Raw genomic sequence first — 19,603 nt, 5'->3', positions numbered from 1 at the left:
GGCGAGGGCCCCTTCACGGCGACGAGACCCGGTCCCCACCCGCTTACCCCTGCGCGTCCCGCCTGGACCTCAGATCGGAATGCAGACATATCGTCCGTTCGCGTCGAAGTAGCAGTATTGCGCACCGGCCAAGAGGACACTCGTCGCGGCGTTCCTCCGCAAAGCCTCAGTGGCGCCCTCCACCGCGCCCGCGCGGTCGGTCGCGACCTCCGACAGCGCGTGCCGCTTCTCGCTCCGGAGGAAGATGCGCACCAGCCTCGGCCCGCCTTCCGGTCCGCTAGACCGGAGCGGGGAGAACCCCGCAACGTCATTCTCGTGCACGTCGTGCCAGTCCTCCGTCGATTCCAGTCTGGCCATCTGGAAGACGTCGTCAAGATCCGGGTGAGGGCGGACGAGCCCGATAACCTGCCCTTCGTCGTCCGGCATATCTTCGAGCGGGTCGAATAAGTCGCCAACTTGGAAAATACCAGTTCCCTTGACCATGATCGCTTCTTCCCCCGATGAATAGCCGTCGACTCGGTTGGACTAAGCTGCGCTTTATATTGCCCGATGCATCGGCTGAGGGGGGGATCGATGACAAGCCTGTTTCTCAAGCGGCGCAGTTCGACCGCATTCCGGCACGCCTGGCGGACGAGGACGATGGCTGGTTTCCTGCTGCTGCCGGGCTGCAGCACGGTCGACCACTTCGGAGCACGTTCCGCCCGTTTCAACGCCGCAACGGTCGAGGGGCGGTCGCAGGCTATATTCTCGAACATCATGCGCGCGGCATATGCCCGGCCTCCCGCCACCGGACACACGGCTGAATCAGACTTCAACCCGCTTGGGCATCCCTCAACGATTCACGTCGCACGAAAACTGCTCTAGCGACGACGCTTGCAGTCAAGGCGCATCGCCGGGTTGCCAACGCCCCGCGGTGCGGTCGCCGGCAGCGCTCACTTCGGGCGTCATCGCTCACCCCCCGCGATCATCCTTCCGGTGCCGCTTCGACTTACCACCGCCACCGTCGGAGAGCCTCGCTTGCCGACGCGCGCGGTCGCCTGCCTCCCCGAGCACCTCCGAGGCCTCGCGCCGAGACGGCTCCGGTGTCGCGAGCGAGTAGAAGACGTCGGGGCCGTCCTCGCAGTGCAGCCACAGCTCGCTCATGCCCAGACGACCGAAATCGAGCACGCGCGCCTCGAACAGTCGATCAGGGGCATCCTCCTCCGCCAGGGCGCCCGCCTTGCCGAAGCGGTCCACGAGCGATCCCTTGATGACCATCGCCGCCGGCTTCCCACCGTCTTGGTCCAGCATGTCCACGATCTTCGGGCCGCGCGCGTCGCTGATGAGGTATCTCCAGCCCAGCTGACGCGCCTCGCCCAGCGCGGCATCGGACCCGTCGCTCAGCGCCGCCTCGGTCAGAGCGGCGAGCGGCATGCCGTAAAGCGGCAGACCCGCCCCCGTCGGCACGGAGGCACCTCCTCCCGCGTCCGCGGCTGCCGTGTTGAAGTCGCCGCGCCCGCGCGAACGGCTGACCGCCTGCAGTTCGTCCGCGACGAAGGCGTCGGCGGACTCCGGTGTTGCTCTGGACATGATCGTCATGGCTCTCATCCTACCAGATATGCGTGGCTCTGCTCGCCCAGCACCTTCTCGCCCGTGCGGTCGGCGTAGCCGTCCCGGAACGTGTCGAAGCGCATGGTCAAGCGGTCGGCCCTCCCCTGGGCCAGTCCCGGGAACAGCGGGTCGTAGACGTGGACGAACCGTTTGCCGGCTCCTCCGTCCGACACCCCCGCGACGCAGACGAAGTGCGCACCGCCGGTCTGCCAGGCGATGCGGCACGGCACCGGCCGACCCGCCATGATCTCGGCCTTCAGGGCGGAGAAGCTAATGCGGCCCAGCCCGCCGTTCTCCCGCAGACGGCCACGCTCGTTAAGGATGGCGGTGAGCGAATGGGGCGAGTTGCAGTGGGCATCGCAGCTGGCCTCCGCACAGGCGCGCTCCTCGACATCGGCCGGATCGAACACGTCGCAACCCTCGTCGGGTCGACTTCGGGCGATGTGGTCGGTGGCGATGTCGGCCTGCTCGACCGGGTTGTGATCCAGCCGTTCGACCGCCTGCGTCACCGCAGCCCAGCACCAATTCGTCTGCTCCTGGCAGACCAGCTCGAAGCCCGGAACGACGTGCTCGGTCCCCGACGGCGCTCCACCACGATCCGATGATCGCAGCGCCAGCGGCGCTCCCATGAAAGCCGGAATTTGCATCTTTCCCTCCTACAGGATGTCGATCAGCTGGTTGCGGACGAGCGCCAGGCGGACGAGCGCCGCGTTCGCATCGGTTACGCCGGCGCCGCCGCGGTCGTCTCCGGCGCCGGCCGCCTTAGCGGCCGCACGCGCACCGGCCTTGGTCGCGGCCGCACCCGACTTGGCCTCGGCTTCGCCCTGCCTGGCAGACGCGGCCTCTCGCCGCGCGGCCGCGACGTTCACCTGCTGAACTTGCGTCCCCAGGAGCACGCCGATCGCGGTGAAGCCGACGGCGGACAGCCCATTGTAGAGCACGAGCGCCCGGTCCCACGCTTCGGGCTGACCGGGCGGCACGAACCGCTCATACATGAGCCACGAGGCGATCAGCCAGGCGACGGCGAGCAGGGCCGCTGCGACTAGCGTGTAGACCGGGAGCCGGGCGGCACCCTTGTCCAGGTCTCCCTTATTCTCGCCGACATGAGGAACAACCTTCGACGCTTCGGTCATCTCACCTTTCCCATCCTGCGTGATCCGGCATGGTCAGTCATCTCTCCCTCCCGCTGCGAGCAGATCGTTGTGGGCCTTCTGCCTGGCGAACTTAGCGTCCAGCAGGGCCGTCCTGGCTTTCAGGTCCGCGATCTCCCGGTCCGCCGCCAGCTGATCGGCGGTCTTCGGCGTCCGGAGCTCGATCAGCCTGGCCTCCTTCTCGTGGGCATCGATCTCCGCCTGCAGATCGGCGACCCCCTGCGTCCGGGCCTTGGCGGCCTCGTCCCGCCGCTTCGTGCGATCGTCATCCGCCTGCTTCGCGATCGCGGCGGCGGTGGCGGCCATACCGGCCGCGATCGCCGCCTTGTCCCTATACTCGAACTTGGCGATGGTGCCGTCGGCGGCCAGCTCCAGCGCCAGCTCGTTGGACTGGAACGCCACGTTCCTGAAAGGCAGGAAGCGGAGCTGGCCGAGTTGCGGCGCGAACGTCGGCGCGGCCTTGGGATCGACCACGAGCAGGTTCTCCGACGTGTTCGCGTCGCAGGTCGCGCCGCGGCACACGAGCAGCCGCGCCCGCACGGGCTGGCGGATGAACACGCCCCCTTTCGGAACCGCCTCGCCGTTCCGGAACTCCCAAGCGTCCACTACCTCCGAACCGAGAGTTGCCGACCGCCCGCTACCGCCCGTCACGCGCCCGCCCGACACGCCAGACGTCGGCAGTTCTAGCATTTTCCGACAATCGAGAGTTGGAAACTCCGGGTCCAAACCTGCGCATCCACCTTCGAGGAACCTTCCGCCGTTCATCTCGACGGTGTCGAGCCTCATCGCCAGCTGTAGCGAAGCAGTGAGACAGGCGGAGACGTCGAGGCTGGGATCGCCCGGTTTGCACGCGCTCGGGCCCTCGCTCGGTTTGGGCGGAGAGGCGCCGTTCGGGAGGAGGTAGGATCTGAGATATGCGTAGCGGGCGGCGAGGCGCTCGAAGCGTTCGGGCTGCCGAACGCGGAAGGCGGCTAGGAGCACCGCGAAGCCGTGCACGTCAAGAACGCGGCTCGCCTGCGCGGGTCTCTCCCCCATCTGGGAGGTGAATGCGTCCCGCACCTTCTCGGGGGCGTTGAGCGGGCCAGCCCGATCCGACAGCCGTTCCGGCCAGACACGCGGGCTCGTCTCGAGCAGCATCGCGTCGGCCTTGCCCTTGGCCAGCGTCTTCGCCTCAAGGAAGGTCTGGGCCTGATCCAGCGCGCTCAGGTCCTTGGCGAGCGTGGCGGCATATCCGGCCTTCACCGTCGGGGACAGACCCCTGACGCCGGCAACTAGCGTCCCGTTGCGCACCCGCGCGGTGATCGCCGTCAGGGCCGCCGTCGCCGCCTTGACCTCCTTCGCACTGCTCTCGCGGGCTGCGAGGGCCTCGCGGGCCGACTGCGCGCAGTCGATGAAGGTCGACCGCTTGATCGCACGGCCGGCGAGCTCGTAGAGTGCCGCGTCGTCCTCCGCGTTGATCTGCTTGACCGGCTTGGCGGCGAGGCCCTTCACGCCTCCGCCCCCCGTGTCGCTCGCCCCGACCCTGAGCACCGCCGGCGCCATCGCGGCGCCCGCGAGAGGACCGCCTCCAGCCAGCGCTGCGACGGTCAACCCGACGGACGCCACGTCCTTCAGCACGTCTCCCGTCCTGTCGTCCGCCGACACGTTGATCGACTTGAGGTTGCCGGTCTCCGGGTAGTTGGCGAAGCCGAATCCCGTCTGCTTGAAGAGATTGGACAGGGAGCGGTAATCGACCACGTAGGACTCGCCGCGCACGTATTGCGAAGTGGCGACGACCTTGACGTCGAAGGTCAGCGTCGGATCGACGAACAGCTCCCGCTGCGAGGACGAGCCGTCCGCAGCCGGGATCAGCCTGGTTGTTGGACAATTCGAGAGCGTGCGGGTGACCTCGATCCGATACTGCAGCATCGGGAGGTTGTAGGTCGTCCCGGGCAACGCCGCCTGCGGAGGGGTCATGGTGACGTCCGGAAGCGTCGAGATCTGCGTCGTGCAGGCTCCCGCGAGCATCGCCAGGGTGGAGATGCCGCATCTGGTGCAGGCTTTAATCATGTCGGTCTCCTTCGCTGCGCCGTGGCGCGTTAATCGGGGCGGAGCGCCAGCCCGCCGACGAAGCTCAGCGACGGCGCGAAGAAATACTCGCCGCCGAGCAGGGTCACGTGGCTGCTGAAGTCGGAAGCGAGCGTTCCCGCCTCCGGGTGGTCCCAGGACTTGGGCCAGAGATGGCCGGCGGCACCGCTGCCGATCACCGGATCCCGCCCCGTTCCCGAGCGCGGGAAGGCGTCGTCGTTCGCCCACGCCGCCTGCGTAAATTCGAACTGCCGTTCGATGTCGCGATTGTAGGCCATGAAAAGCAGGCCCACCCCCTTCGCAGGCCGGTCGCCGAGGTCCGGCGCCCTCGCGCCGTAGGTTATGCCGCGCCGCGGCATGAGACGGCTCCGCTCGTCGGCGAGCGTCGCACCCAGCGGCACCGTTCCTCCCCGCGGATTGGTCTTGCGGATGTGGGACTGGAAGGGACAGCGCGCGCCACCCGGGTCGCCGTCGTAGACGAAGTTGTTCGCAACGTGCGCGGCGCCGAGCGCCCGCTTCGAGGCAACCACCGGCGTGCCGTCCTCGAATCGACCGACCACGAGCGCGCCGGCGAGTTCGCGCGCATCCGGCGCCATAAGGTCCAGCGCGTCCGCAAGCCCGTCCTCCGCGGACTTAAAGCCCGCCACGTCCTGCTCGAGCTTGCGGAAGACGAGGAACGAGCCGTAGCTATTCGGCCCCGCTCCGCCGGGATCGGACACCAGAGCCACGTCGAGGGGACCGAAGCGGGGATCCCAGACGAACGGTTCGCCCTGTTGGTTCAGCTCGCGGACCACCTCGTCGTCCAGCATCAGCGGCTGGCTGCGTCCGTCCACGTAGCCGAAGTGCTCGATGCCCGCTCCATCGCGGAACAGGGCGGCGCCAGTCTCGCGTGCGGCGATCCGGGCTCCGGCGGTCGTCAGCGCCTCGATCGCGCTGGCGGCGGCGGCCGCGGTCCCCTTCAGGCTGCCGTCCGCCACGAGGAGCATGGCGTCCGCTCCTTCCCGATATCCGTCCTCCCAATCTTGAGAAGAAGGGTCCCCGAGCGCCTCCCGGGCAGCCATGCCGGCGGTGAAGGCGGCGCCCCCTGGCACTCGCGCTGACGCCACCCCGAGCGCGTCGTAGCCGCGCGCCGTCAAGAAAAGCAGGACCACCGGTCCTCCGTCGAACTTTGCGTCCGTGCGTCGCCGCTCTGCATCTTCGAGCTGGTGGGTGGCCGACGTCAGTTCGAGAGCGGCCAGCGCGGCACGGATGGACGTGCGCCGCGCGGGATCGAACCGCAGCAGCATCAGCTCGGCGTGCGGTCGACCGTGGCCCTTGAGGATGTTGGCCTGCAGGTCGGCGAGCAATGGGGCGAGCACCGGCTGGCGCCACACCAGGGGTTGCCGCAGCAGGTTCTCGGGAACGCTCATCTGATCTCCTTCAGACCGCACGGTCACGACCGCAGTCGTGCGGCGCCGGCTCGGAATGCCGCACTCGGAACGGCTGCAGGTCACAAGCATCGCAGGACCGTGCGTCAGCAAGTCGCTGACGCGTCTTTGACGCATTATTGACGGCGGACGTGTCCGCAGCGGCTCGACAGAAGACTGATCAACCTGGAAGGTGGCGGCGCGACGGGCCAGTTGTCCGCCGCATCGGGTAGGAGGATGACGATGGAAGCCGATGTCTTCGTAAAGCCGCTGGACGGCGAGTTGCCGATGGGCGCGACGCCGGCGCTCTCCGAGCCGCGCCTGATCATCAAGATCGACGACACTTACTGGACGCCGCTCGCGATGGTCGCCTTCCGGAGGACGGACGCGACGGGATCGCAGATCGCAGCCTGCGACGCGGTGGCCGCGAGCTTCGAGGCGGGGGTCGCAGCCGGGGGCACGTTCACGGCCGTGATAGACGCCTCCCTCGGACTCGTCCGCAGCGACCAGTCCACCGATCCGGATCAAAGCTAGGCGCAGCGTCACGTCCGAGGAGGAACGTCTCGCCCGGGTGATGATCGAGGCCGGGGTGACGCGTCTGGCCCAGCTGACGGGCCTCGACTGCGTCGGCGTGCCCGTCTGGCAGGCGGTGCGGCCGTGGTCGCGTGCGCTCACGGTCCACCAGGGCAAGGGTCTGGACGACGCGGAGGCGCGACGCGGCGCTATCATGGAGGCCATCGAATCCCACCATGCCGAGCAGTGGCTGCCCGGATCATCCGCGATCTGCTGCAGCTGGGATTCGCTGCCGGCTGCCCTACGCGCACCGACCCTGGACGATTTCGCCTATCGCCGCGGCTCCCCGGACCCTTCCGCCGCGGTCGAATGGGTGCCGGTCGAACCGCTCGGCTGCCATCCCGCCTTCCATGTGCCCGGCGACTGCGTCTCGCTGGACTGCGCGGCGGCGACCCACCCCGGATTGGCGCGGAACAGCAACGGCCAGGCGGCCCACTTCGCACGCGAGCCGGCGGTCCTTTCGGCGCTCCTCGAGGTGATCGAGCGAGACGCCGTCGCCGAATGGATCGCAGGTTCGGTCGTCTCGCGCTGCGGATCGGAAATCGACACCCGCACCCTGCATTCCGATGTACTGCGGTCCATCGACGCCCGCATGGCGGCGCTCGGGATCGGGTGGCGCCTCTATCGTGTCCAGGCATTGATCGCGGTGCCCGTGCACGTGGCGGAGATCGCCACCCACGGCCCCCGCGTCAGCCCGCACGAGCACGTCTGGGGGTCGGCGGCCGCCTTCGACCCGGAGGAGTCCGCTCTTAAGGCGCTCCTCGAGGCGCTCCAGACGCGCTGCAGCCAGATCGCCGGATCGCGCGACACCATTCCGCTGAGCGGGGCGCAGGCTGGAACCTTGAGGCAGCCGATCTCCCTGCCGCAGCGATCCGACTGGCAAGGACATCCCTTCGATCTTCGAACCTCTCGCCTCGCCGACCTCGAAGGCGTAGTCGGCGCGCTCGGCGGCGCGGGATATCCTCAGGTCGGCTTCGTGGAACTCTCTCCGGCCCAGGCCTCGGCGATTTCGGTCAAGGTCTTCGTGCCCGGTCTCGGCTTCGAAGCCCGCCGCAGGCGCCCGGCATGAGCCTTCCGCCAATCGTGTTCGCAGGGCCGAGCGTGGCGGGGCTGCCGCTGGAAAGCGTCGTCCGCCTGCCGCCAGCGAGCGCAGGCGACATGCTGGCCCTCGCGGACGGGCAGCCGCGCGTCGTCGCCCTGATAGACGGCGTCTTCGATGCGCAGGCCGCGGTCCAGCACAAGGAGATCCTCGAATTGATGGCCCGGGGGTTCCGCGTGCTCGGCTCCTCCAGCATGGGAGCGCTGCGGGCGGCCGAGTTGCACCATTTCGGCATGGAGGGGGTCGGAGCGGTCTTCACCGCCTACCGGAGCGGTCGCATCACCGCAGACGACGAAGTCGCCCTGCTACATGCCCCCGGCGAACTGGAATACCGCGCACTGACCGAACCGCTGGTTGACATGCGCGCGACCCTCGCCGCCTCCGTTCGAGCGGCGATCCTTTCAGCGCCTGCAGCACGCATCATCCGCGAGCATGCCCGCGGATGCTTCTGGCGGGAGCGCACGTGGACCGCCATCCTCCGTGATTGCCGCAGGTCCGTCGATGGGGCGGATTTCGAACGCTTCGCGGGGTGGCTTCCTTCCGGCCGCGTCCCGATCAAGGCGCTGGACGCCCAATCATGCCTGAAGGCATGCCTGGATCCGTGGCGATCTACCTCGCGCACGCCGCCTCCGAGAACATTCTTCTTCCAAGCCCTCGCGCGACAGCGCGGGGTCAAGCTTCATCCGCCGATCCGCTCGAGCCCATCGACGTAGCGCTCGAGATGCTGCGGCAGCCTGAAGGGATGTCGCGTCACCACCCAATCACTCAGCGCCGATCGGTTCGGCAGCAGCCCCCCCATCCAGACCGCGGAGACCGCCGAGCGCGCTCGCGCGATCGCCGCCTCGGCTCGCACTCCCCCCTGAACGGCGGCCAGAGCCGTCGCAATCGCTCCCCAGCAGTCGGGATCGACGATCATCGACAAATGCTCGGTAGCGAGCAGAGGATCGCCGCGGATCAGGGCCAGCATGCCCATATCGAAGTGGAAGCCGTCGGTCGAGACCGGGTTGATTGCCAGACAGCGTCGAAGCAAGGTCTCGCCCGCGTCGAGGTCGCCTAGATGGATAAGGCCGTAGGCCACCTCCATAAGCCGCTCAGCATGAAAGGGGTTGAGGCGAATCGCCTCGTCGAAGCAGCGGCGTGCCGCTCCCCATTCGTGCTGCCTCAGATGGCACCACCCGAGGAGGCTGTGCCCATGCGCGTGCCCCCGATCGCCCGCGACCGCCGACCGCGCCAGCAGCAGGGCGCGCGCCCGCTCCTCGTCGCCGCTGCTCATTGCCCGCGTCCAGGCAAAGTCCGTGTTGTAGAGACGCGCGAGCGCAAGCTTCGCCGACGAAAAATCGGGCGCTTCCGCGACGATCCGTTCGAGCTCGTCCGCCGCCGCCCGCGCGGCGGCATGGTCCGGTGGGCGCATGGAACGCACGCGGCCGGACAGGTAGCGCGAATACAGCGTGCCGGTCGGCCGATTGCCGACATATGCCGCGATGTGGTTCTCGACGGTAGGAGCCACCGCCGCCGCCATCCTCTCGACGATCTCGTCGATCGCGGCATCGATCCGGTCGGCGACCAGGGGAAAGCGCGATGCCCACAGCACCTGACCCCCGGACATCGCGGCCAGGCGGGCGGTGACGACCGTTCCGTCCGAGACCGGTCGCAGCGTGACGCTCAGAAGGTAGGCGGTGTCGGACCCGCCATGCGCGTCCGCTCGTGCGTCGTCGGCGAGCACGACCACCCGGACCTCCCGGAACCGCGACAGCGCCGACACGACCTCCTCCCGGATGGCCTGAGCCAGGGCGGCGTCCTCCGCGGCGCCCCCGTGGCCGAATCGCTCGACGTAGAGTGCGGGCGGCGCATCCGCGGGAAGCGCGAGCGGCGGCAGGGGCGTGCGCGCTTCCGGTGCATCGGACATCGCTATGCGTCCGCGGAGGACGGCTGCGGCCAGCGGACAGGTGGGATCATGGGCGAGCCAGGCGCGCGCCAGTTCCGCGGACGATGCCCAATCCCCCTCGTCCGCCGCGTCCTCGCCGCGGGCCAGAAGCGCGGTCGTCGCGCGCCGCAGCTCCGTCCCGACGCGGATTCGCACCGTGGCGACCCACTCCACGAAGGGGACGGAAGGCTCGAGTTCCGCGACCAGCGCCCGCGGCGTGGCGTTGCTGAGCGCCCGTGCGAGCGCCGCCCGGTCGCCTGTGGCGGCCGCTGCCTCGATGTCGGCGAGATCGCTCGTCACTCGGTCCGGCCGCAACGCGAGGCGACCTGCCTCCGCAGCGATCGGGAACTCCGTTCCGCGCCGCTCCACTGCGTGGCGCAGTTCCAGCAGGCATTGACGGAGGCTCGCCCTCGCCTGCTCAGGATGCCGATCGGGCCACAGCAGGTGCGCAAGGCCAGCTCGACCCATGCTGGTGGGCTCCAGCGCGAGCACGGTCAGGAGAGCGGTAGCCCGCACGCCCAGAAGTATGCGACTGCCGGTCGGGTCGTGCAGTGCCGGCATGCCGAACACCGTCAGCCTGAGTGGAGCGCGACCGTTCATCGTCGCCTGGCGCTCGTCTGTTCCGACCCGTTCATCGCTCCGTCCTTCCAGTTACAAACGGGTATGGACGCTGGGGTCCTCTCGCCCGGCGGAGGGACTCGTGGACACCTTGTTCTGCAATTCGTCACCGACTGCAAGTCACGACCGACCGCGTAAAAGCAGCAGCGTGAACTTACCACGTCGCGGAGCCGATGCTGCCCCGCTGCCGCCCGGTTCGAAGCGGGTCGAGTAGTTCCAGCCGCTCCGCACGCCAGTTCGAGCAGCCCCCATAACGGATCCTCCACCGGGATCCGACGAAACCCAGCCACTCGGACGATTGCCCCGCTGGAGATCTGGTCGAAGCCGACGCGGTCAGCCTTAGATGGAGGGCCAGCCACCTGGGCGTGCCTCTTCCGAAGACGCTGCCGGTGACGCTTCGTTTCACAAACGCGGCAGAAGACGAGCACGCGGCCCTCGCCTGCTAGAGGCATCCATCGCGAAGACCCACTCTCGGCCGTCCAGGGCGACATCGCTGCATCCCAGAACCGGACACTTATTCACTCAGCACTCGTGGCTACTCTGCGCCCTTCCCGGACGTTCGAGGCAACCAACGCAACGTCCGCTTGGCGCCCAGAGAAGCCGTTCGACGCCAGGTTGTTCAGTATCCGGAGCAGGTGAGGAACCGAAAGCTGCAGCGCTCCGGTCTAATCCATCAGCTTGTGCCGCAGATAGCTTGAGATCGGTGCCCGAGCCGTGCCCGCCGGGGCAGGCGCCATCCCCCACAAGCATCATGTCCGGCAAACCTTAGCCGCCTCGCCCCTCGTCAGGCTCGAGCGACTGCTTCACCGCAATCCATTCGATCTGCTGATCGGTCACGTCGGCAGCGTCGACGATATTGAGCTGCCGCTTGAGGATCGGCATGTTGGTAAGGAAGTTCGGCTCCGCCATGCCCTCGTGCCAGATCGCCGGGATCAGATAATAAGCGTGATAGTGGCGGTAGCTGCCGAAAAAGTTCTCCAAATTCTCATCGCTCGTGGCTTGCACGATCAACGACCGGACCGTGAAGCCGATCATCTGCCCGCTCTCGAGCTCGCCCGGTAGTGCGTTGGCGCTGAGTTGAATCGAATAATGGCTTGGATCACGGTCGGGCAGGCGACAGATCAGCGACAGGCGGATCCGGTCCTGCTCGTCGTAGATCCCGACATCATCGCGCCACCGTTCGAAAATCTTGGTTGCGGCCGCCTCATTCTCGAAGATCAACGCGAAGAGCGGCGGATAGCCAGGTCCGTTCTGATCGAAACCGGCGCCGCGCCACGCCGCCTGGTCCCACAAATGCACTTCGGTGATCGACCGGACGCCAAGCTTGCGGTGGCTTTCCGCTGCCGGTTCGCCGACACAGTGTTCATCGGCCGACCGCCCCGATCGGGCAGCCGCCATGGTGACGAGATCGATCTTTTCGATGACCGGCCGCGGGGCGCGCGGTGGATAGGATGCGGGCGCCGCGTCGCTGAGGTCGCTCGGCCGGGTGATGTAGCGGCCGTTCATCCGGTGGTAGCTGTTGGCAGCGGTTGTCACGAGCGCCATGCGGCCGATGACGCGTTCGTCGCTGACCAGCGCGGTCAAGACGCGCTCGGAATCGGGGACGAAACAGGTTGCGGCGAGCAGCTCGGCGGCGATATCGACCCACAAGTCGCGAATGATCGCTTGCTCCCCGTATCGGGTGGGCGGCAGGTCTGCCGGCCAAGCGAGCCTCGCGCGCATCGTATCGCGATCGACCGAGAAGCTTGGCCGTTCGATCGCGGCATTTTCGACGACGTCGATCGCAAATCGCTCGGTATGCGGCATCACGTGATGCTCGATGGTAGTGGCGAAGAAGGCCTCCAGACTTCCGGCGACGGCCTCGGCGGCAAGGATCGCATGGTCGCTGCCGGAGGATCGGATCTCGACCTGCATCCCAATCAGGGTGGTCGAGATGGTCTGGGGAACATTCGGCGCATAGAGGATCGGTCCGGTTGCCGCCCCTTGGGTGCCGGCCGGCTGGCTGGCGAGCGACGAGAACATCTCCTTGACGCCCTTTTCGGTTTCGGTCGGCGGGATGCTCTGATCGGCGCGCAGCACATTCGCGTAGCCGAGCGCGTAAAGTAGGGCGGTGCGCGGCATGATCAGCTGGGCCTGGTCGAAGATGTCGGGCCAGTCGGAGAGCCGGGCGAGCTCGGCGTCGGGCAGGTTGACGATCTGGCTTGCCGCGATGATCTCGAAATCTTGCGCATCGCGCCTGAACTTCGCGCGGTCCTTGTCGCTAAACGGCAGCGCCTCGGTCGCGCCTCGGACGAGCCCCATAGCGACTACGAAGTCGGCAAAATGGTCGAGGTTGAGCGACAATGTCGCCCAGATTTTCGCGACCACCGCAAAGCGTAGCCGCAGCCGGCCGCCTTCCTCCGCATCGATGATGAAGGCCGAGAGCGCGAATATGCAGGTCGCTCTCGCCGCCCACAGCAAGCCGGCGCTGCGATAGGCGACGGTGAGGAGGCAGAGCGCGTCGGTCAGGTCGGCGGAATGCTCCTTCTTCGTGAGCCGCATCGCCGCCTTGGATAGCAACCGGATCATCTCGAAATGACGGCCGAGACCCAGCTTCTCCGCGCGACGCAGTAGGATCAGCGCGCCTTGCGCTTCGCCGGTACGGACCGCGACGAAATCGGCCAGCTTGTCGACCAGCAAAGCATAAGCGGGGTCATCTCCGGCGACCCGCTCAGCGACGGTGATGAGCTTGATGACGCGTGTCGCATCGAACTCGCCGAGGCCTTCGGCCCGGTCGAGGATCGCGGCGAAGCGCTGCCAGACCTCGGACAACGCCTCGCCATCGCCGGCGAGCGCGGCCTCGTTCATCCCGATGTGGCAGAGGGCAGCCTCGGCTTCGAGCTGGTTGTTGGGCCGCTCGCCGCCGGCTGCCATCGGCTGCAGCAGCGCGACGATGGCGGCGATGCGCCGATCGAGCTGGCACGCGGAGCGATCGAGATGATCGTGCATCACCGCGTTGAAGAGGAGCTGGCCGAGATTTACGAGGAAGCCGAGCGTGCGCGCGTGGCCGGCATCGTCGGCCAATTGCTCGATCGCTCCATATTCGGAATCGAGTAAGGCGAAATCGTCGAACCACCAATAGGCGGTCCAGAGCTGCTCATAGCGCGCCTCGATACGCTGGTGGAGGGTGCCGTGCCGGTCGGCGAGCCGGATCGCGCGGGCGAAGCGGCCATCGATGTCGACACGCGGCTTTTCGATGCCGCGGGCGAGCTTGGCGGCGAGCAGCGCATCGAGGACACGGTGCTGCTCGAGGCCGCGATAGCCGTCCGGATCGCTTAGCTCGGCTTCGACCGCTTCGAGCTGCTGGACGCGCGAATAGTCGGTTGGGCCGAGGCGGCTGGCATCGCTGACCTCGGTGCCGATGCCGAGATGATTGTAGGCGATGTCCTTTCGGCCATGTTCGATCACCTCCGCGACGATCCAGGACCGGTCGTGGATGGTGACCGGGAGGCCGGCCTTCGCGCTCAGCTCGGTTTCAAGCTTGGCGCGGTCCATGGCTTTGGCGAACCGGCTGGTCACGCAGATGATGCGATCATAGCGCCGACCGGTGTCGATCAGCCCCTGGACATCGTCGATGATCTTCTGCTTCCAGCGCTGCTTGGCGCTGAAGGCGAACGCCCAGCACTCTCGGCCCGAATTGGCCTCGCCCTCATAGTAGAGGTCGCTGATCTCGTCGGCGACGGGCGTAGTTTCGGTGTCGGCCTTGCTGTCGCCGCCGCCATCAGGCCCGGTCTGGGGCCGCAGATTGGGGCAAATGGTGCGTTCGCACAGCTTGCGGCAGAAGATCTCGAAGGCGTGAGTCTCGTTGCGGCTGGTCAGCGTCTCGAGATGATACCCGAGCAGCGACGCGTCGAGCTGGTAATCGGTGCGATCTCGCGTGTCCGAATAATATTCGGGCCGCAGCCGGCGCATGAATTGCGACGGGAGAATGCCGTGCTTCGTCGCTTCATCTTGCTCGGGTGCGCCGTCTGCCATCACAGAAGAGATAGGTAGCCGGGGCGGCCGCGTCCAATCGTCCGCGCCCCTTGTCGGCGTGATTATCAGCTCCGAGCATTCAACGTCCGGCGCCTGGATATTCCTCTACGTTGCGCGGCTGCACGACCATGCTGCCCTCGACGAAATAGCCGAGATCGCCGCGGATCGCATTGGCACGCGCCATATCGTCCTCGGTCCAGCCCGCCGTGTCGAGATAGACGAGGTCTTCGGAGCTGCCACGCTGTGCGGCCGCATCGACGCCGATTCCGACAATGTAGCGCGCGGCCGGGCGAGCGGACTTGGCGGCATGGCACCTGAGCACCAGTTCGCGGGAACGGTGGGCGCGATACTCCGCATAGTCGTCGCGCGATGCGCCAGGACCGATCAGCAAGACGTATTGGATGTCGGGATGCTCGGACGGCAGCAGCGAGCCGATCCATTCTCCAGCGTCGCGCGCAGCGCGCTCCTCGATCGACTGCGATAGGATCTGCCGGTAGAACCGGCTCTCACCGGCCATGATCCGGACGACCCTTTCATAATCGTCCATCGTCAGCTCGTTGCCGAATTCGAGCTGTCCGGCGAGAAACTGGCGGGTGATATATTCGATCAGCCGGTCCCAGGTTCGGTGCTCACGGTTAAGGCGGCGGCCCTCGATGAAGGCCGGCTGGGCCGCGACCTGACGCCATAGATTGTGCTGGAGCACGAAGTCTCCCGTCGCCGCCGGGAATGTTCGACCATGATGGAGGTAATACGCGAGGAGATCGGCTTCGGTAGGGGCGCCCTTGAACTGGCCACCCGCGGCGAGCGCGGCCTTGGCATCCAGATAGGCGACGAAATCGCTGATCGTATCGAGCTCGGTGAGCACGAGTTCGAGCACCTCGGCGTCGAACACTTGCAGGAACCCGCCGGCCTCGCTGACGGTGCCGACGCGCAGCGGCGCTTCGGCATCGGTGACGGTGAGGTCGATCCCAAGCATCGGCTGGCCGGTCTCCCGGCGGCACCGGTCCGCAGCGCCGGTCGCAACGCAGATGCGGTGAACCTTCACCGAAGCCGGCGGCGGGAGCCCGATTGGTAGCGGCGCCGATGCTGCCGGGTCGAGGAAGATCATGCCCGGTTGAGATCGCAGCCAGCGCTCGGCCTGACGGACCTGATGGGCGGACTTGCCGATCGCGCGCGCAAACCAGCGCCGCCAATCGAGCAAGGGATCGCCGGTGTCGGGATAGGCGCAGCTCTTGTCGGAGAAGAGCAGGATATCAGAGCGGAATACGACCATGAGGTCGACCAGCTCCTTGCCCGGCTGCTTGAACAGATTGGGATAGGTGTACAGCGCCAGGAACGAACGCTCGCACAGGCCCGCGAGGATCGCTTCGGATTCGGTCAGGCCTTCGGATTTGCGGAACCGCACAAAGCTTCCCTAGTCAAAATGACGCCTCCGGCCGCTGGCCGGCGCCGATCATGCCACGGAACCGTCCGTCCACCCACCCGGCAACGGGATTGAAAGTGAGTAGCCAGCGCAACACCGCCGGCACGCCGCGTCAGCGAAATGGGATTCTTGCGATCCGATGCCGGGGGGCGAGAGCACGGTATGGTGCTATAGTCCGAAATCCTCATCGTAGAGGCCGTCCTCGCACGCTTCAGGCCTGAACTTGGGCAGCACCGGACGGCCGGCGAACTTGTGACCGATGTGATAATCGATCTTGCCGGGCCGACGTACGACACGTGCGTCGAGCACTGGCGATGTGTCGGCGTGGCGCTGGATGAGATCATCGTTCGAACGGTCGCGGGCAAAGGCCAGACGATAGGCGAAACGGGACGTGATCCGGTTGATCGCGAGAACCTTCTTAGGGTCCGCGATACCGCCAAAGCGCGGAATCGGCCCATGGCGCAGCAGCCGGTTCCCGCCGTGCAGCACATATTGCGGCGACAGCAGGAAGTAGAACTCGACCTTCGTATTCTCTATGTAGGGTCGGCGAATGCCGGCATCGGCGGGATCGAAATAGGCAACCGGATTGTCGGAGGTGAGGAAGCCGATCCCCGTATCGTCGCGCAGTATCTCGAAGCCGAGCCGCCGCGTCATGTCGCCGAACCGGCGCATGTCCTCGCCCATCGTGCCCAGCGTTCGCTGGCGATTGACGGTGACCTCAACCGTGTCGAGCTCATCCTCGTATCGCTTCAGCTTCGCCGGCAGCTTGCCCATGTCGGCCAAGGCCTTGAGGCTGGTCCGGGTCTCCAACGCCATCAGCGCTTCATGATAATCGCGCGCTGCGGGCACCCGCGTGCGCATCATCGTGACCATCGAATAGAGCGCGAGGAGGACGGCCGGGCCGAGCGATCCGGCGTTCACCGCGTCCAGCACGCGCGGCCACCGCGTCTCAACGTTGCCGAACAGATTCTCGAAGCTATCGTTGTCGCGCGAGCCGTCTTCGCGGGTCTGGCTGTAATAGTAATTCTCGAAGCCGATTTCCTCTGGCCGGACGTGGAGCGGGGAGGTTGGACGGTCGCAGCGATAAGCGTGGAGCTTGCCGCCGGCATCAGCCCAGCTTCTGAGATAGGTCACCGATACGAAATGGTGGCGCTTGCGTTCGGCGGTCGGGCGTGGGGCGGCAGCGGGAGACATGATTTACATAGTGCCGGATCGGCGCGGGGTTCGCCAATGCCACGCTTTAGATGAAGCGCTCCAAGCGTCGCCGACTCCGATGCCCGGATCTCGAAATAGCGCGTCATTGCTCTTAAAGCGATACGAGCAGAACCTCGTGACCTGAAGCCGCGCAGCTATCCGTTGCTGCTCTGGCGCTGGCTGTCACCAAAACCCAGGGGCGGGGCGGGACTCTAGAAGCGCTATTTCGGCCCACGCCATGCACAGCCACACGATGAATGATCAGCCGGCCGGGATCGGCTCGCTGGTTGCGGCATCGCGCGCATTCGAGCTCGGTAGCTTCGAGGCTAAGTCGGCGGCGAACAGGTGGCACGCCATCGCGATTTCGAAGAAGTCGATAGCGCCGATGACGACCGGTTCGTCTAACGCATAATCTCGTGTGCGCGTAATCCGTGCGCAGATAGACAGTGACTTCTTCCTTCCCAAACGGATTGTCGGGCGCGTGGGTGTCGATGGTCTCGCCCGGCAGCAGTTCGACCTCCTCGTCGCCGCGCTTGTAGAAGGTCTGCAGGCGGGGGAAGCTGAGGGTGTGGATGCCGGTCACCGGATCGACATCCTTCGTGCCGACACGCCCACCGTGATGCTCGAGGCAATTGCAGACGTTCTGCAGCGATCGAAATTCCGCGTCGAACGCCATTGGCTCGGTCAAGCCGCGGTTCACCTGCTCCATCAGCGCCGGAAAGGTCAGCTTCGACGCCGCGGAACGGATTTCAGCCACCCTCTCGCAAGCAACGGCAGGAAAGCTTCCAATTCCGGCTGTTGGGCGCTCGGACCGCATCAGTCCGGGAAGGGCGCATACCTGCCATTACGAAGCAGCTGAACGAACGTCGGCTTCTGACCATCAGCGCCCGAAAGCGGACAGGCCGCTTGCCACCAGTTTTCACTAATCTCCGCGACGGGTTAGCGGCAGATTCTTCTCTAGGGGGGTAGGACGGGAAGGCCAATCTTGCTGGCGGCTATGTAGGTGAAGTGCGACCGACGCCCCCACTTCGCTGCTCCAGCAGCTTGGCCATCGAGCTGTCAACGCTGCTGGCGCGCGATCTTGCACGAACCGAGTTCCGAAGACGAGCTGCTCTGAACAGGACAGCAGAAGGCTATAATGTAGACGGGAACGTTCAGCGAAACGAGGTTGAGGAAAGCTGATGCGCGTACTGCTGTATGCACGCTATTCAACGGATCTCCAAGATCCGCTATCGATCGACACGCAGTTGACGATGTGCCGTCGCGAACTCGCACAGCGAAAATGGACCGAGGTCGGCTGCTACACCGATGGTTCGCAGTCCGGCGCAACAATCCACCGGGCCGGGCTACAGGCGTTACTTGCCGCGGTAGGAACCGGGGGCGTTGACGTAGTGTTCGCAGATGCGATGGACCGGGTGTCGCGAAGCCAGGCGGACATGCTTCGCTGTACGAAAGACTGATGTTCCGCGGCATCCTCCTTGTCACATGTAAGGAAGGTGAGGTCGGGGCGCTGCAAATCGGCATGATGGGAACGATCAACGCCGAACAGATTGCCGCGACCAGCGAGAAAACTCGCGATGCTCTAATCAAGCGGCACGCAATGGGAAAGAATCCCGGCGGCACGGCATATGGCTATGAGAAACGCATCGCCTACGACCTGAACGGCGAACGTACCAGGGGTCTGCAGCAGATCGTGCCGGCGCAAGCCGCTATCGTCGTACGGATCTTCGAGAACTATGCTGCTGGCATATCGCCCGGCAGCATAGTCCGCCGCCTTGACGAGGAAGGCGTACCGCCCCCGCGCAGCGGTCGACGTGATCGGGCAACTTCGAGCAGTCCACCTGCATGGACGCCCAACACGCTGACCGGCAACGCCGAGCGTGGTACTGGCATTCTCAACAACCAACTTTATGTCGGTAGACGCGCTTACGCCCGCCAGACGTACCGCAAGAATCCCGATACCGGTAAACGACATGCATTCCTGAATGCAGAAGAGCAGCAGGCTACCACAGTCGCAGCACCAGGCCTACGCATCGTCAGCGACACGTTATGGCAGAGCGTCAAGGACCGCCAACAGTCGCTGCGGCGTGGCCCGATGAAGGCCCGGGACGCCGTCCCTGCCCTGCCCTTCTTCGCACAGCAGCGCCCGAAATATCTGACATCCGGCAAGATGACCTGCGGCGAATGCGGTTCGAGCTATGCCAAATCTGGTCGCACGCGGTTCGGCTGTCAGGGGGCATCAAAGAAAGGCCCAGCCTTTTGTGGGAACCGCCTGACCATCCGCCAGGACGATCTCGACGCCCGCATCCTATCCGGTCTCGCGAACGAGATGGTGCGTGACGAGGTGCTCGCGGTATTCATCGAGGAGTATGCGAAGGAGACGGCGCGACTGGAGGCAAGCGCGACCGACATTCAGCCGTAGCGCGATCGAGCGCATCCGTTCGCTGATCGACACAGTGGTGTCAAAACCGGAAAACGGCGTGCTTGCGATCGATCTGCGCGGCGAGTTAGCGTCAATACTCGAGCTATGCGCCGTGCCAGAAA

17 protein-coding genes are annotated in these 19,603 nt (G+C 66.1%); 6 read left to right on the top strand and 11 right to left on the bottom strand.

From position 1 onward, the window contains the following. Window positions 1-69: 69 nt before the first annotated feature. A complete protein-coding gene (locus IFT54_RS12280; RefSeq protein WP_192070849.1) occupies window positions 70-483 on the bottom strand; it encodes a hypothetical protein in 414 nt (137 codons plus the stop codon). A gap of 90 nt (window positions 484-573) precedes the next feature. On the opposite strand from IFT54_RS12280, the gene IFT54_RS12275 reads away from it, so the two are divergent. Next, complete coding sequence (locus IFT54_RS12275; protein ID WP_192070848.1) at window positions 574-864, top strand: hypothetical protein; 291 nt, start codon at window positions 574-576, stop codon at window positions 862-864. A gap of 87 nt (window positions 865-951) precedes the next feature. On the opposite strand, the gene IFT54_RS12270 is transcribed toward IFT54_RS12275, so the two are convergent. Genes IFT54_RS12270 through IFT54_RS12250 form a run of 5 tightly spaced genes read right to left on the bottom strand, consistent with a single transcriptional unit; the run spans window position 952 to window position 6,217 of the window. Continuing rightward, window positions 952-1,578: a hypothetical protein gene (locus IFT54_RS12270; protein WP_192070847.1), complete on the bottom strand. Its 627-nt coding sequence runs from the start codon at window positions 1,576-1,578 to the stop codon at window positions 952-954. 5 nt (window positions 1,579-1,583) lie between these two features. Next, window positions 1,584-2,237 carry a papain-like cysteine protease family protein gene (locus tag IFT54_RS12265; protein WP_192070846.1) on the bottom strand — a complete coding sequence of 218 codons (654 nt, stop codon included), beginning with the start codon at window positions 2,235-2,237 and terminating at the stop codon, window positions 1,584-1,586. Window positions 2,238-2,246: 9 nt separating this feature from the next. Continuing rightward, window positions 2,247-2,723, bottom strand: coding sequence for a hypothetical protein (locus tag IFT54_RS12260; RefSeq protein WP_192070845.1), 477 nt, complete (start codon window positions 2,721-2,723; stop codon window positions 2,247-2,249). Between the two features lie 33 nt (window positions 2,724-2,756). Then, window positions 2,757-4,790, bottom strand: coding sequence for a hypothetical protein (locus IFT54_RS12255; protein WP_192070844.1), 2,034 nt, complete (start codon window positions 4,788-4,790; stop codon window positions 2,757-2,759). Window positions 4,791-4,819: 29 nt separating this feature from the next. Further along, window positions 4,820-6,217, bottom strand: a complete 1,398-nt coding sequence (locus IFT54_RS12250; protein WP_192070843.1) for a Dyp-type peroxidase — start codon at window positions 6,215-6,217, stop codon at window positions 4,820-4,822. A gap of 240 nt (window positions 6,218-6,457) precedes the next feature. Here IFT54_RS12250 and IFT54_RS12245 point away from each other — a divergent pair, with 240 nt between their 5' ends. From IFT54_RS12245 to IFT54_RS12235, 3 genes are read left to right on the top strand one after another with little or no spacing between them, the layout of a single operon-like run. Beyond that, complete coding sequence (locus tag IFT54_RS12245; protein WP_192070842.1) at window positions 6,458-6,748, top strand: hypothetical protein; 291 nt, start codon at window positions 6,458-6,460, stop codon at window positions 6,746-6,748. A gap of 37 nt (window positions 6,749-6,785) precedes the next feature. Further along, window positions 6,786-7,856 (top strand): YcaO-like family protein, encoded by a 1,071-nt coding sequence (locus tag IFT54_RS12240; protein WP_192070841.1) that lies wholly within the window; start codon window positions 6,786-6,788, stop codon window positions 7,854-7,856. Then, entirely contained in the window at window positions 7,853-8,599 is a 747-nt protein-coding gene (locus tag IFT54_RS12235) for a TfuA-like protein (RefSeq protein WP_192070840.1), read from the top strand. Before IFT54_RS12240 ends, IFT54_RS12235 begins: the two co-directional genes overlap by 4 nt. Here IFT54_RS12235 and IFT54_RS12230 read toward each other — a convergent pair. From IFT54_RS12230 to IFT54_RS12210, 5 genes are all read right to left on the bottom strand, one after another. Further along, window positions 8,566-10,410 carry a tetratricopeptide repeat protein gene (locus IFT54_RS12230; protein WP_192070839.1) on the bottom strand — a complete coding sequence of 615 codons (1,845 nt, stop codon included), beginning with the start codon at window positions 10,408-10,410 and terminating at the stop codon, window positions 8,566-8,568. The two genes, IFT54_RS12235 and IFT54_RS12230, sit on opposite strands and share 34 nt — an antisense overlap. Window positions 10,411-11,193: 783 nt before the next feature. Further along, window positions 11,194-14,379 carry a tetratricopeptide repeat protein gene (locus IFT54_RS12225; protein WP_192070838.1) on the bottom strand — a complete coding sequence of 1,062 codons (3,186 nt, stop codon included), beginning with the start codon at window positions 14,377-14,379 and terminating at the stop codon, window positions 11,194-11,196. A gap of 142 nt (window positions 14,380-14,521) precedes the next feature. Continuing rightward, the gene (locus tag IFT54_RS12220) at window positions 14,522-15,847 is read right to left on the bottom strand and encodes a hypothetical protein (protein WP_192070837.1); all 1,326 of its coding nucleotides are present in this window, start codon (window positions 15,845-15,847) and stop codon (window positions 14,522-14,524) included. A gap of 186 nt (window positions 15,848-16,033) precedes the next feature. Next, window positions 16,034-17,059 carry a DUF4238 domain-containing protein gene (locus tag IFT54_RS12215; protein WP_192070836.1) on the bottom strand — a complete coding sequence of 342 codons (1,026 nt, stop codon included), beginning with the start codon at window positions 17,057-17,059 and terminating at the stop codon, window positions 16,034-16,036. Between the two features lie 112 nt (window positions 17,060-17,171). Continuing rightward, window positions 17,172-17,816 carry a hypothetical protein gene (locus IFT54_RS12210; protein WP_192070835.1) on the bottom strand — a complete coding sequence of 215 codons (645 nt, stop codon included), beginning with the start codon at window positions 17,814-17,816 and terminating at the stop codon, window positions 17,172-17,174. Window positions 17,817-18,240: 424 nt separating this feature from the next. On the opposite strand from IFT54_RS12210, the gene IFT54_RS12205 reads away from it, so the two are divergent. Together IFT54_RS12205 and IFT54_RS12200 are read left to right on the top strand one after the other, a co-directional pair. Further along, window positions 18,241-18,519, top strand: coding sequence for a recombinase family protein (locus IFT54_RS12205; protein WP_192070834.1), 279 nt, complete (start codon window positions 18,241-18,243; stop codon window positions 18,517-18,519). Then, entirely contained in the window at window positions 18,519-19,481 is a 963-nt protein-coding gene (locus IFT54_RS12200; RefSeq protein ID WP_192070833.1) for a recombinase family protein, read from the top strand. Before IFT54_RS12205 ends, IFT54_RS12200 begins: the two co-directional genes overlap by 1 nt. Window positions 19,482-19,603 lie beyond the last annotated feature (122 nt).

Origin of the sequence: Sphingomonas sp. CFBP 13714 (assembly GCF_014842205.1) — a bacterium.
Classification (GTDB): Bacteria; Pseudomonadota; Alphaproteobacteria; order Sphingomonadales; family Sphingomonadaceae; genus Sphingomonas; species Sphingomonas aerolata.
Note: the sequence above shows the minus strand (reverse complement) of the source record. Positions and strands in the feature narration are given on the sequence as shown.